Origin of the sequence: Thermoactinomyces sp. CICC 10523 (genome assembly GCF_016055105.1) — a bacterium.
Lineage (GTDB): Bacteria > Bacillota > Bacilli > Thermoactinomycetales > Thermoactinomycetaceae > Thermoactinomyces_A > Thermoactinomyces_A daqus.
The window spans coordinates 198,759-211,810 of record NZ_JAECVX010000002.1 but is presented as its reverse complement, the minus strand read 5'-3'; the positions used below and the strand labels follow the sequence as shown (position 1 = coordinate 211,810).

Genomic DNA, 13,052 nt, shown 5'->3' with positions numbered 1-13,052 from the left:
GCAATGCCTCCCTTTAAAAGCGATAAACGAGAAAATACATCAGAAACATATTGACCAGGAACAGAGCGATACCGGTCGGTATTTGCTTTTTCACTACCGCATTCTGATCATCCAGGTTTAACAACATCGCAGGAACGATATTGAAGTTCGCAGCCATCGGCGTCATCAGTGTTCCACAGTAACCGGAAAACATGCCCAGTGCAGCCATGATCGCCGGATTGCCCCCATGTGCATGCACGATCAGGGGTAAACCGATTCCTCCGGTGATCACGGCAAAGGCGGCGAAAGCATTTCCCATAACCATTGTAAAAAGAGTCATCCCGACACAATAAGCAACGACGGCGACAAACCCGTTATCTGCGGGCAGATACCCTTTTACCAGATGGGACACGGCATTACCCACACCCGCTTTGTCAAAAATGCCTCCCAGAGCGGCGAGCATTTGCGGCAGCAACACGGCCCAGCCAACCGCCTGGAGCAATTTGCTCCCCTCTTGAAACGGAACATTCATCTTCGCTTTCGTCACATAAAGGGCAATCGCAAAAGCGATAATCGTGGCCAGCCCCAGGGATACCAGTGTGACATCCTCTTTCTTCACCAGCACGGCCGAACCCCATTTCAACCTGTCCAACGTGAGTGTGCCGATCACCGTCACAACCGGAATGGCAAGCGCTGGTATAAAAATTTTCCACTTCAGGCGTTGGGCCAGATGAATCCGTTCATCCTTGCCGGACCCTTCCGAGTGGGACGGGGCTTTCACTCTTCCGAGAGCAGCCAAAATCACCATCACGATGACGAGATAACCGATGATCAAAGGAGGAACGAAATCGCCGGCGATGAAAGTAAAGGCAAAAATCCCCCAAAAAAGGGCCGATGTCCATCGGGTCGGATGCTTTTTGTTTAAAGCCACTTGAATCGCGATCATTGCGACGATCAGGCCGATCAGCGCATACAGGTCATTCATATGAACCAGTGATTTCATTTATTGGCACCGCCCTTCTCCCTGCTCTTCGCTTGTGCTGTTTTGCCAAAGCGGCCCAGTCTTTTTTCCAGCCGGTACAGGCGAAACCAACTGATCAAAAATGCAGCCGTCGCGGTGGGCAATCCCCATAAAGCCATATCCCAGATTCCCACATTCATGCCAACCGAATGAAAAAACCCGCTCATCAATAAAATCGCCCCGGTGGCAATAAAAATATCCTCTCCGAAAAACCAGGCCGTATTTTCCATCGCAGCTGCATAGGCGCGAATCTCTTGCATCACTTTATCCGGCAGCTTTCCATATCGCACCTGCGCTGCCACTTCCGCCATCGGAGCGACCAACGGGCGAACGGTTTGTGCATGCCCTCCGATGTTAAGACCGATTGCCGCCGATAACTCCCTTATAAATAAATAAACGAGCAGAATGCGGCTGGCCGTTGTATTTTTTGCTTTGGCGATCATCATCTCCACCCGTTCTTTCAGACCGTAACGTTCGAGAACGCCTATAACCGGAAGCGTTAAGATAATCGCCATCGACATATACCGGTTTTGCACAAAAATTTCGCCAAATTTCTCTATAATATCATTAAATGACATTCCAGATACCAATCCGGTAATAATTCCCGCTCCCATGACAACGAGCAACGTATTGAATCGGAACAGGAAACCGATGACCACAACCAGGATGCCAATGAGCTTAAGCAAAAAGCCCCCTCCTCCCATCGTTTTGAAATCGTCGCAAAGCATCAAATATGTTTGTACTAAATCTTATCCCGCTGAAAGATGTTGAATCGGGAAATAACGAAAACAATACTGTATACACATTAATTTATGTAATTTACGAATCATTATACTATTTTATGGCTGGTCATTCAAATTTGTAATTCGCTTCCGGCCTGTTATCACCAAACCAGAAATTGTTATGCAATTTGCGGACACATCCCGTAAAATAGAGCAGAGCGAGTTGTTTCTTGCTTACTATAAAATAATTTCATTTATGTTGAGGGTGGTTGAGTTGAGTTTGAGCAGAGATCAGTTTGAGAAACGCGAGGATGTATTACAGCGGTCATTGTCTGAACGGCAGATGATCATGATTGGATTGGGGAGTGCGATTGGAACCGGTTTATTCATGGGTTCCAGTCTGACCATCCATTATGCCGGCCCGGGTGTTTTATTCAGTTATCTTCTCAGCTCGTTGATCGTTCTGGCCATGGTCTTTTGCTTGTCCCGGCTCTCGGTGATCCATCCGACCGCGGGCTCTTTCGGCCTCCATGCAGAAACATATTTGGGTTCTTGGTTTGGTTTCGCGGTTCGATTCACGTATTGGGCGGCAAACGCGATCGTGATCGGCGGTGAAGCGACGGCGATCGGGCTTTATATGAAATATTGGTTTCCCGGCCTGCCATCCTGGATTTGGATCATTGCATTCTCCCTGCTGATTATCGGGATTAACGCCATTTCTGTTCAGAGTTTCGGCTGGTTTGAATACTGGTTCTCCACGCTGAAAGTGGTGGCCGTCATCGGTTTTATCCTGTTGGGCATCGCCCTCATTTTCGGAAACGGCACGCAAAGCACCCACTATCTGCTCGCTTATGGCGGATTTCTTCCCCATGGATGGAAAGGGGTATGGATGGGCAGCGCCATGGCGATGTTCAGCTTTATGGGAACCGAGATCATCGCCATCACGGCGGGAGAAGCAAAAAAACCAAAGCAGGCACTGACCAGGGCCATGAAATGGATGGTGGCCCGACTCGTTATTTTTTACCTTCTATCCACACTGGTCATGGTTTGCATCGTGCCGTGGAATCAAATCGGAGGCGAACAGATTCAGGAAAGCCCGTTTGTCAAAGTGCTGCAATCGCTCCATATTCCCTATGCTGCAGGAGTGATGAATTTCATCATCCTCACCGCTGCGCTTTCCACGATGAATGCCAATTTGTATGCTTGTACACGGATGATGTTTTCACTGTCCAAGAGCGGCTATGCCCCTGCTGTTTTCGGAAAGGTCAACCGCCGCGGAATTCCGCTCATGGCTCTGATTGTCTCTTCCTTTGGATTGGGTGTCGCCGTTCTCCTCAATCTGTTTGATCCGCAAGCCTATAATACACTCTTCGGCATTTCGATTTTCGGCGGTATTTTCACCTGGATCACCATCTTTCTCAGTTACGCCCGCCTCCGGAGAAAAAAGACCGGAAAAGCTTCGGTTCTTGCATGGGCCGGTGCCGTGCTTTTGGTGTTGTTTTTGCTCACCATGCTGCTGAATCAGGCATGGAGCTTCGCCATTTATACCGGATTCTGCTGGTTGTTTCTGCTGACCCTCATCTATTTGGCGAAAAAAGGGGTTCAGCGGTCGCAATCGGTTCATCCGGAACAGTAAACACAGAAAAAACGGCCGGGTCTTTTTCATCCGGCCGTTTTCTCCGTGAAAGTGCATGGGGACACCGGAGGGTTTCCTCCGGCCTTTCCGGGCTGTGCATCTTTCAATATTCACCGAGGTCAATGATCTCCCCCAGCTCTGAATATCTCGAATCCATTACTTTTTTGATATTGATATTCCAGTATTTACTCAAGTATTGAACCGTTTCTTCCTGATCGTGCATGATCATTCGTTCGTTACGATGATAAACGGCCCATCCTTCCTCCATTCCGATCATAATGCGTTCCACTTCCAATGATTCATCAGGAGGGTCTGCGGAAAACCGCAACACCTCTCCTACCCGCATTTCCTGCAACTTTTTCCTCAATTCTTTATCTTTCATCCCCAAAAGCTCCCTATGCCAGTAACCCACATCGACAAATCCTGATTTTTAAGAAGGGGTTCTTTTTTTATTATTTTATGATTCCACCCAAAAAAACTCAATGAACACCATGGCAAAAAAACGAGTATCCATTTTTGATCAGGCGCATGAATCAAGACATCTAGCAGAGGCAAACTTTTCTGTTTGCCATATATTACGAATAGGTTCGTTGATAGTCATTATATCAGGGAAAGGGGCGGGAACCAGATGTCTCAACCGATCCTCATTTTCTCTCACATTCCGAAAACCGGCGGGCTGACCTTGCGCAAAATTATCGACCAGCATTTTGCTCCGCATCATATCTATAAATATCCGGCTCATCATCAGGCACGTGTCCTCAACCTCGTGCCACAGTCCAAAATCTCCCATATCCGCTGCGTCTATGGTCATTGCCGCTTCGGAGTACACCGTCATTTTGACCGGCCATTTCAATATATCACGATGTTGCGCGATCCGCTGAAACGAATCATTTCATCCTATTACTTTATTCGCTCCAGTCCCAGCAACAGGCTTCACAATAAAGTAAATAAAATGAGTCTGGAAGAGTATATCTTCAGCCGCGATCCGCGGATTAGCCTTCCGTTGCATAATCACCAAACCCGTTTCATCTCGGGCAAAAATGATCCCGACATCAAACTGGCGATGGAAAACATCCGCAAGCATTATCTCTTCGTCGGCATTACGGAAATGTATCCTGAATCCGTTTTTATGCTGAACCGGCTGATGGGATGGAAACATAAGCCTTACAGCAAAGAAAACATCACCAAAAACAAGCCGAAAAAAATCCCGTTGTCCGATCAGGCAATCCGGCACATCAAGGAACAAAACGCTTTGGATTATCAAATCTATGAATATTGCAAAGAGCAGTTGACCAATCAGATCAAAAATCTGCCGGAACCGGCCAAGGAAAGGATGGATCGTTTCATAGGCGCAAATCGGTGAATTCGGGTTGAAGGGGGTGACCAATCCCCTTCCTCTCCCACCGGCCTTCAGCCTGTTCGTACATACCCACGTTGAAACGCATGCCCGGAACAAGTGCATAACAAAAAGCCCCCCTCTTGCGGGAAGCTTTTTGTTATTTCCACCCTTAACGGGAAAAAGGGTATTGATTCGGCGCCACAAATGTATTGGGACCGTGATACTGGTTCGGCGGGCTGTATTGGTTATGGGGTGTGGGATACTGGTTGGACGGAGGCATCGGCAAAGCCTTTTGTTGTTGCTGTTGCTGTTGCGGCTGAGTCTCCTCTTCCAGTCCCTCCATCCCGAATTCCTCCAGGACACGGCGGGCCAGTTTCAGTTCATCATTGACCATTTCATCTTGATCTTTCGACTTGAGCAAAAGATTTTGATATTGCAAAAGAGCCTCTTCAATCAGGTCCAGTTCGGCTTTTGTCAAATTAACTGTGATTTTCATTATTTCTACTCCTTTAACCTTATCCTATCACTACCTATATCATAATCGGATCGAAATAACAAAACAACAAAAACTCGCACTGGTTGATTTTATATTCAAATGCTCTTCTCACATCAAAATCAGTTTTATTTTCTTTAAAAATGTATTTATTCCATGCAATCTCCAATTGTCCCGCCCTTCATTCCATGGAAAAGTGACGTTCTGATTCAAGCGGATTCCCTGCTTACCACTAATCACGTCTGCTTCACTTATTTCTGGCGAACATCTTTTTCATCGATCTTTTTTTCCGCTTTTTCCATCTGAGCCAGCAACTCCATTACCTGTTGAAAGATTTGCATGGCTCGCGGATCTCCGTCGTCCGGAACCGAACGAAGGACGACAGCCACCGCATATCGCGGATGGTCGGCGGGACCGAATCCGATCATCCATTTATTATACTTGTCTTTCTTTACACCGACCTGGGCCGTTCCCGTCTTGCCCGCCAATGGCCATGGGGCACGGGAGACAGATTTGCCCGTCCCGTCCGTCACCACCTTTCGCATCATTTTTTTGACGGCATTCAGCGCATCCGCTTTGATCGGCTTTGCACCCGGGATGAACTGGTTGCGAAAGCGGTAGAGGACCCGCCCGTTCTGATCGCAAATTTCCTTCACCAGTCTGGGTTCCAGCGTTTTTCCCCTGTGAAACAGAGAAGTGATCATATTGACCGCCTGAAGCGGTGTCATCTTGACATCATGCTGCCCGATTCCGGTTTGTGCCAGAACACCCGGATCATTTGCCTGCGTGTTTTTAGCGAAAATCAGCCCGGTCTGCTCTTCCGGCAACTGGGAAAAATGCGCTTCATCAAAAACGCGGCCGTTCCAGATCACCTCTTGCGCAAGCCCCAACCGCTTGGCATAGGAGGAGAGTTTTTGAGCACCGAGTGTCTGTGCAACTGTTCCCAATACGACATTGCAGGAATTGGCATAGGCGTCGGCAAAGGTTTCCCGTCCGTGCCCTTTGGGATTGTCATCGTGCAAGTGATACCGGTCCAGTTTTCCATTGCAGTAAAAAACGGTGTCGGGTTTAACCAATCCTGTATCAAGCGCGGCGACCGCGACCACCGTCTTGAAGATCGATCCCGGTGTCGCTTCCATCACGGCCCGGTTTTCCCAGGGATTTTTCTCATCCTCTATCGTCGTCCCTTTCGGGCTGCTCGCCATGGCCAAAATATCCCCGTCGGCAATCTGCTGCACCACCACTGCACCGTCTTCCATCCGCTTCTCTTTCATCAATTCTTCCACTTGCCGCTGCAGTTCCTTGTCAATCGTGGTCACAATGGTTTTCGGAGGATCTTCATTAATTCCGCCGATTTTCTTTTGAAGCATCTGTACTCCGGTCAGCGGCCTGCCGGTTTGAGTGGTGGTATAGACGAGAAGATCTTCATTTTCTCCATGCAAAAAAGGCTCAAAAGCCGCTTCCAATCCGGAAATCCCCAAGAGAGACTGGCTGTTCCATTTTCCGCTTTCCACTTCCGGTTCAAACCATTTTTTCATCAGCAACGGACTGCGAACCACTTGACCGATCACCTGTTGCCCAAGCTGATTCAAGGTCATTCGCTGATCGGACATGACCGTTCGCACGGCCGGCAGGTGAAGGGCATCGATCTTTTCTTTCTGATCCGGTGTCAGGATCAGCTCCCTGCCGTCTTCCCGCGTCAGAATCATCGGTGTCCGCAACCGGGTCACCAGCGATATGAACTCTTTCATCGGATAGTGGATAAGATCGGTAATAGCTCTCACTTTTTTTTGCTGATAGGCAATTTGTTCTTCAGACTGGGGAAAAACGAGCAAATGCCAATTCTTTTCCCCCACGAGTGACTTTCCGTTGCGGTCCAGGATCTCCCCGCGTCCGCTGTCGATGACGACTTCCTTATTCTGTCGCGATTGCGCCATTGCAATCAGGTCCACTTGCTCATCAAACAAGGAAAACGATCTGGTGGATGCGATTTGAATCATATACAGCCTGAAGATAATCCCCATAAAAGCGATGATGAACAAAAGGCTGACGATCCAGCTCCTTCGTATTTTTCTCATAGATTCCACCCCGCTCTTCTCTTTCTCCAGCATGGACAGGAAAAGAACGAGGTATACTTTTGGATGGATAAAAACTGTCATGACTTTGGCACACTCTGGGGATTAACACACGAAGCAAAAAGAGGGGGTTAAGGGGACACCGCTTTCCGGCACAAGATAGACCGGCAAAAAAACCCCTCCGGTCTGGAGGGGGGGAGCTTTTATTGAGCTGTTGAAGATTTCTCTTTTAATTTACGTTCATTGGCGTTGCTTCTGGCTATATCCCGATTATGCTCGGCCACGGTCGTCTCAAAATAGTGGAGGCCTGTCCCGTCACTGCGGGCAACATAATAGATGTACGGATGTTTTTTCGGACTCAGGGCCGCCTGCAATGATTGAACACCCGGGTTGCTGATCGGTCCCGGAGGCAATCCCTTGTTTAAATAGGTGTTGTAGGGATTGGGGATTTTCCGCAGTTTATGCATGGGCATCTTTTGGCCCGTCAACATCTCAACATACAAAAAGGTGGCATCGATTCCCAGATGATCATCCTTGGGATCATTATTGTTCAAACGGTTGTAAATCACGCCGGCAATGATCGGGAGCTCCGTCTTTACTTTTCCTTCTTTCTCCACCATCGAAGCAACCGTCACCCACTGATCAACTGTCATTCCCTTCATTGGCGGATTGGACTCCAAAATGTCCCGCGCATGAAGTTCTTCCATATGTTTGGCAAACTCACCCAGCATTTCATTGATAATCTCCTCGGGTGACTCTTCTTTATAAAAATTATATGTAGCGGGATATAAATACCCTTCCAATTTGTATTTTCGGGCGGGGTTATTCGGGATCTCTTTTTCAAATTCATACTTGGGCTTTTTATTGTTTAGATAATACAGGAACTTCTCTTTATCAAAGCCTTTTTGCTCCAAGGCATTGGCGATCTGCATGACATTCCATCCTTCTGGAATCGTCACCTTCACTGTATTCTGTTCGCCCTTTTGAAATTTGGCAAGCATGTCATCCAGGGATTCGGTCGGTTCGATCTGGTATACTCCTGCTTGCAAATTGGTTTTATGTTTATAAGCTGCATAGTAACGAAAAAAATAGGATCTTCTTATTAGATGTTTTTTCTGCAAAATTTCGCCGATTTGTACAAGTGAGGTATTTTTGGGTAATTCAACTTCAACCGGTGCTGTCCGTTTGGGTGAACCCAACGTAAAAAACACAAACTGATATCCCAATACTCCCCAACCGGCAAGCAACACCAGCGTAAAGAAGATGCGCCAGAACCATTTCATTATTTAAAGACTCCTTTTTCCCCTTTATACCTTCTTTCCCGAAAAACCTTTATTTAATGTTAGCATAGATTTTAAAAAAGAAAACGGGGAGATCTCCCCGTTTTTATTGAAAGTCATGAAAATATAACATTTCGTCTACAGCTTCGGCAATATTTTCCCACTCGGTTTCATCATCAATTTCCACAATCTGCCCCTGCTTGACCCGAAAGAGATATGCATCATCCGGATGATCATCGTGTTTTTGCAAAACAGCGTAATGTTCACCGTTCACTTCCATTTCACTGAGAACGCGATAAGGGACGGGATTGCCATTGTCCGATGGGTACTGAAGCGGTTCGCCCGGGTGCAGGCGATTCCGTAAGATATAGACTTCTCTGGGTCCTGATTGATTCATCGTCAATCCCTCTTATTCGCGATGGTCTTCTTCCTCTTCTAATTCTAACCCGCTAAAGAGTGTGTTAAACATTTCTTCCACCATATCCCATTCTTCTTCATTGTCCTCATCGATCATTTCAATCCGGAAATCGCCGTCCTCATCTTCATAGCGGAAAGCGAGCACTTCCTGGTAATCGTCTCCGACATCTTCTTCGTCTTCCTCGGCGGGTGTGACGAACATATATTTTTTTCCTGTTTCGTCATGCTCAAACGTAAACATGATTTCAAATTTCTCTTCTTCCCCGTCTTCATTGGGAATGATCAAGTATTCCGGTTCATGGGTGTGATCCGTCATGTGTCTGCCTCCTCTTCGCGTCCAAAAACCCTTGCAAAATCCAAGTTGCGGCCATTTGGTCGATTACTTTTTTTCGTTTGCGGCGCGAAACATCCGCCGTGATCAGCGTTCGTTCCGCGCCGGCTGTAGATAAGCGTTCATCCCAGAGATGCACGGGAAGAGAGTAGCGCTCCTTGAGCTCTTCCGCCACTTTTATGCACAGCTCCCCGCGCGGGCCGATGGTTCCGTTCATGTTACGCGGCAAACCGACCACAATCTCTTTCACATGAAGGCTTTCCATTAATTTGTCCATCTCGGAGAGCCAATCTGCATGCTTTCGGTCGATCACTTTCACTCCTTGAGCCGTCCACCCGAGGGAATCGCTGACGGCTACACCGATCCTGCGATCACCGATATCAAGTCCGAGCACTCTGGATGAACCATCTATATCCAAGGAAAACTCATCCAAACCCATGGTCGTTTCCTTTCATTTTTTTGCTTCGAGGTAAAATTTCACCAGTTCTTCAACCAGTTCGTCGCGTTCAAGCTTGCGGATCATTGTGCGAGCATTCTTATGGCGAGGAATGTAAGCCGGGTCTCCGGAAATGAGATAACCCACGATTTGATTGATCGGGTTATAACCCTTCTCCTTTAAGGCTTCATATACATGAAACAGGACGTCTTTCGGATCGACATTTTGATCTCCCCGAAAATTGAATTTCATCGTTTCATCCATGGATAATCTCACACCTCTTTCGTTTGGATGACCAGCTTTTTACTTCTTCGCCTTTGCTCGGACATTATCCTTTCATTTTAAAATTACTTTTGCTCCTTTATCCATTCATATACCCGTTTCAGTGCATCAGGCAAACGTTCGGGTTGTTTTCCGCCAGCCTGAGCCATATCCGGACGGCCACCTCCGCCGCCTCCGCATAAGGTCGCCACCTCTTTGACCAGCTTGCCGGCATGAAGGCCTTCCTTGACAAACTTCGGCGAGATGGAAGCGACGATCTGCACTTTTCCGCCCGATGCGGAACCGAGCACAATCACCCCTTCTGCCAGTTGCCGGCGCAAGTCGTCAACCATGGAGCGAAGCCCTTCCATATCCCCTGCTTCCACTTGGGCGGCCAAAACCGGAATGCCCGCCACTTCCTGAACCTGACTTTCCAATTGGGAAGCAGCCGCACGATTCACTTTCGCTTTGAGCGACTCATTTTCGCGCGCCATCTCTTTCATCCGCTCCTGCAATTGTTCAATGCGGGCGACCAAATCCTGCGGGTTTGCTTTTAAACATTCGGCAGCTTCCTGCAACAGATTTAATTTTGCTTCCACGTAGGCATAGGCATGCCGGCCGGTTACTGCTTCAATTCGGCGTGTGCCCGATCCGATTCCGCTTTCGCTGACAATCTTGAACTGCCCGATCTCCCCTGTGCTGTGAACATGGGTTCCGCCGCACAATTCCAGGCTGTAGTCCCCTACTTTCACAACGCGTACCACTTCACCGTATTTTTCGCCAAACAGAGCCATTGCCCCCATCGCTTTGGCTTCATCAAGCGGTTTGATCATGGTTTCCACTATAGTATTTGCCCAGATCTGCTCGTTTACACGCCGTTCGACATCCTGAATTTCTTCCGCCGTCATCGCCCCGACATGGGTAAAGTCGAAGCGGAGGCGATCCGGTGCAACGAGAGAACCAGCCTGGTTGACATGGGTTCCGAGAACTTCTTTCAAAGCTTTGTGCAACAAGTGAGTGGCGGTGTGGTTTTTCACGATGTCCTGACGAAGGCTTCCATCGATCTGCGCCTGGGCGGATTCGCCGACAGAGACGCTGCCCTCTTCCACCACGACTGTATGAACGTGTTCACCGCGCGGCCCTTTTTGCACGTCTGTCACACGAAGGCGGCCATGACCGGTCACAATGGTTCCGCGGTCAGCCACTTGCCCTCCGCTCTCAGCGTAAAACGGGGTTTTGGCAAGAAGGAGAAGCCCTGTTTGCCCCTGGCTCAATTGATCCACCAGTTCGTTCTCGCGGATGATGGCCACAATTTCCGTCCCGGTTTCCCATACCCCGTAACCGACAAACTCGCTTTCCACCTTCAGTTCGTCCAACGGTCCTCCTTGAACCTTCATGCTGTTCACATCCTGACGGGCGGACCGTGCCCGCTCCCTCTGCCGTTCCATTTCCTTTTCAAAACCTTCCCGGTCGACACTCAGGCCGTGCTCCCGGGCGAAATCTTCGGTTAAGTCGAGCGGAAAACCATAGGTGTCGTATAATTTGAACGCTTCCGTTCCCGTGATGGCTGTACGCCCTTCGGACCGGGCTTTCTCCACGACCCCTTCTAAAATATGCAGTCCTTCTGTCAATGTTTCCAGAAAGCGCTCCTCTTCCCCTTTGATCACCCGTTCGATAAACTCCCGTTTCCCGGCAGGTTCCGGATAAAAGTCACGCATCACATCGGCAACGACGCCCGTCAATTCATAAAGGAACGGGCGCGTCATTCCCAGTTTTCTGCCGTAACGGACAGCCCGGCGCAACAAGCGGCGCAATACATAGCCCCGGCCCTCATTGGAAGGCAGCACCCCATCGGCCACCGCAAAAACGATCGTGCGGATATGGTCCGCGATTACTTTAAGGGCGATATCCGTTTCGCGATCCGCTCCGTACCTTACCCCTGCTTTCTCGCATGTAGCCTGAATGATTGGCCGGAACAGGTCCGTATCATAGTTGGTGGGAACGTTCTGCATGACGGAAGCCATCCGCTCCAGACCCATCCCGGTATCAATGTTCTTCTGCGGAAGCGGGGTGTAAGAACCGTCCGGATTATGGTTGTATTGGGAAAAAACGAGGTTCCAGATCTCAAGGAAACGTTCATTTTCCCCGCCCGGGTAGCATTCCGGATCATTCGGATCGCACCATTCTTCTCCCCGGTCATAAAAGATCTCCGTATTCGGTCCGCTCGGACCCTCCCCGATATCCCAGAAGTTGTCTTCCAATTTGATGATCCGCTCTTCTGGAATGCCGATTTTTTCATGCCATAACCGGTAAGCTTCATCATCTTCCGGATGGATGGTGACCGACAGACGATCCGGATTCAATCCCATCCATTGAGGGCTGGTCAAAAACTCCCACGCCCAGGTAATCGCTTCTTCCTTGAAATAATCCCCGACAGAAAAATTGCCCAGCATCTCGAAAAAGGTATGGTGGCGCGCCGTATAACCGACATTTTCGATGTCATTGGTGCGAATCGCTTTTTGCGAATTGACAAGCCGCGGGTTTTCGGGTTTCACCCGTCCATCAAAGTATTTTTTCAGCGTTGCCACGCCACTGTTGATCCAGAGCAGGGTGGGATCATCGACCGGAACGAGTGAAGCGCTGGGTTCGATTTTGTGACCTTTTTGCGCAAAGAAGTCCAAAAACTTGCGACGAATTTCACTTGCTTTCATGCGGAGTCCTCCTTTTCTCAGATTTCTGGTTCATGAATAAAGTGTTTCCGGAAGGGTCATGCGCGCTCCCGACCGTCAACAAAAGCACCATTCACCCTCCCGAATTTGCCAGAACGTTCATTCCAAGGTTGTGCTAAAGAAGATGAATGCTTTTATGAGCAACCAAAAAAGCCCTCCCGTCCTCAAATAAGGGACGAGAAGGCTTCCCGCGGTACCACCCTTTTTACCGCTTTATTTTTTCCCGAGCACCTGGCTCAGGTATGTAATCACGGTCACTCTAGCAAAATAAGATAACGGCAAGTGATGCTCACTCACCGGCAGGGATTAGCTGCACTCGGGAACTGGCTGCAA

At 48.7% G+C, this 13,052-nt stretch carries 13 protein-coding genes; 2 read left to right on the top strand and 11 right to left on the bottom strand.

Annotated elements, in window-relative coordinates:
* Nucleotides 1-13 precede the first annotated feature (13 nt).
* Both I8U19_RS03975 and I8U19_RS03970 read right to left on the bottom strand, forming a co-directional pair.
* Entirely contained in the window at nt 14-982 is a 969-nt protein-coding gene (locus I8U19_RS03975; RefSeq protein WP_304650701.1) for a DUF979 domain-containing protein, read from the bottom strand.
* Nucleotides 979-1,686, bottom strand: coding sequence for a DUF969 domain-containing protein (locus I8U19_RS03970; protein ID WP_198055238.1), 708 nt, complete (start codon nt 1,684-1,686; stop codon nt 979-981). The genes I8U19_RS03975 and I8U19_RS03970 overlap by 4 nt, the downstream gene beginning before the upstream one ends.
* A 310-nt stretch (nt 1,687-1,996) precedes the next feature.
* Here I8U19_RS03970 and I8U19_RS03965 point away from each other — a divergent pair, with 310 nt between their 5' ends.
* A complete protein-coding gene (locus tag I8U19_RS03965; protein WP_198055237.1) occupies nt 1,997-3,358 on the top strand; it encodes an amino acid permease in 1,362 nt (453 codons plus the stop codon).
* Between the two features lie 103 nt (nt 3,359-3,461).
* Here the strand turns inward: I8U19_RS03965 and I8U19_RS03960 are convergent, their stop codons facing one another.
* On the bottom strand, nt 3,462-3,740 hold the full coding sequence (locus tag I8U19_RS03960) for a hypothetical protein (RefSeq protein WP_033100944.1): 279 nt from the start codon (nt 3,738-3,740) through the stop codon (nt 3,462-3,464).
* Nucleotides 3,741-3,986: 246 nt separating this feature from the next.
* Between I8U19_RS03960 and I8U19_RS03955 the strand changes: the two genes are divergently transcribed.
* Nucleotides 3,987-4,721, top strand: coding sequence for a sulfotransferase family 2 domain-containing protein (locus I8U19_RS03955; RefSeq protein WP_033100945.1), 735 nt, complete (start codon nt 3,987-3,989; stop codon nt 4,719-4,721).
* A 145-nt stretch (nt 4,722-4,866) separates the two neighbouring features.
* Here the strand turns inward: I8U19_RS03955 and I8U19_RS03950 are convergent, their stop codons facing one another.
* The 8 genes from I8U19_RS03950 to alaS all read right to left on the bottom strand — a co-directional run bounded on the left by I8U19_RS03950 (nt 4,867) and on the right by alaS (nt 12,701).
* Nucleotides 4,867-5,193 carry a hypothetical protein gene (locus I8U19_RS03950; RefSeq protein WP_033100946.1) on the bottom strand — a complete coding sequence of 109 codons (327 nt, stop codon included), beginning with the start codon at nt 5,191-5,193 and terminating at the stop codon, nt 4,867-4,869.
* A 248-nt stretch (nt 5,194-5,441) separates the two neighbouring features.
* Nucleotides 5,442-7,268, bottom strand: a complete 1,827-nt coding sequence (locus tag I8U19_RS03945; RefSeq protein ID WP_198055236.1) for a peptidoglycan D,D-transpeptidase FtsI family protein — start codon at nt 7,266-7,268, stop codon at nt 5,442-5,444.
* A gap of 200 nt (nt 7,269-7,468) precedes the next feature.
* Complete coding sequence (mltG, locus tag I8U19_RS03940) at nt 7,469-8,548, bottom strand: endolytic transglycosylase MltG (protein ID WP_052154172.1); 1,080 nt, start codon at nt 8,546-8,548, stop codon at nt 7,469-7,471.
* A gap of 103 nt (nt 8,549-8,651) precedes the next feature.
* Nucleotides 8,652-8,942, bottom strand: a complete 291-nt coding sequence (locus I8U19_RS03935; protein WP_033100947.1) for a DUF1292 domain-containing protein — start codon at nt 8,940-8,942, stop codon at nt 8,652-8,654.
* A gap of 12 nt (nt 8,943-8,954) precedes the next feature.
* Nucleotides 8,955-9,278 carry a DUF1292 domain-containing protein gene (locus I8U19_RS03930; RefSeq protein ID WP_198055235.1) on the bottom strand — a complete coding sequence of 108 codons (324 nt, stop codon included), beginning with the start codon at nt 9,276-9,278 and terminating at the stop codon, nt 8,955-8,957.
* Nucleotides 9,259-9,732, bottom strand: a complete 474-nt coding sequence (ruvX, locus tag I8U19_RS03925; protein ID WP_052154173.1) for a Holliday junction resolvase RuvX — start codon at nt 9,730-9,732, stop codon at nt 9,259-9,261. The genes I8U19_RS03930 and ruvX overlap by 20 nt, the downstream gene beginning before the upstream one ends.
* Before the next feature lie 12 nt (nt 9,733-9,744).
* Nucleotides 9,745-9,993, bottom strand: coding sequence for an IreB family regulatory phosphoprotein (locus I8U19_RS03920; protein WP_033100949.1), 249 nt, complete (start codon nt 9,991-9,993; stop codon nt 9,745-9,747).
* 83 nt (nt 9,994-10,076) lie between these two features.
* Entirely contained in the window at nt 10,077-12,701 is a 2,625-nt protein-coding gene (alaS, locus tag I8U19_RS03915) for an alanine--tRNA ligase (RefSeq protein WP_033100950.1), read from the bottom strand.
* Nucleotides 12,702-13,052: the final 351 nt, after the last annotated feature.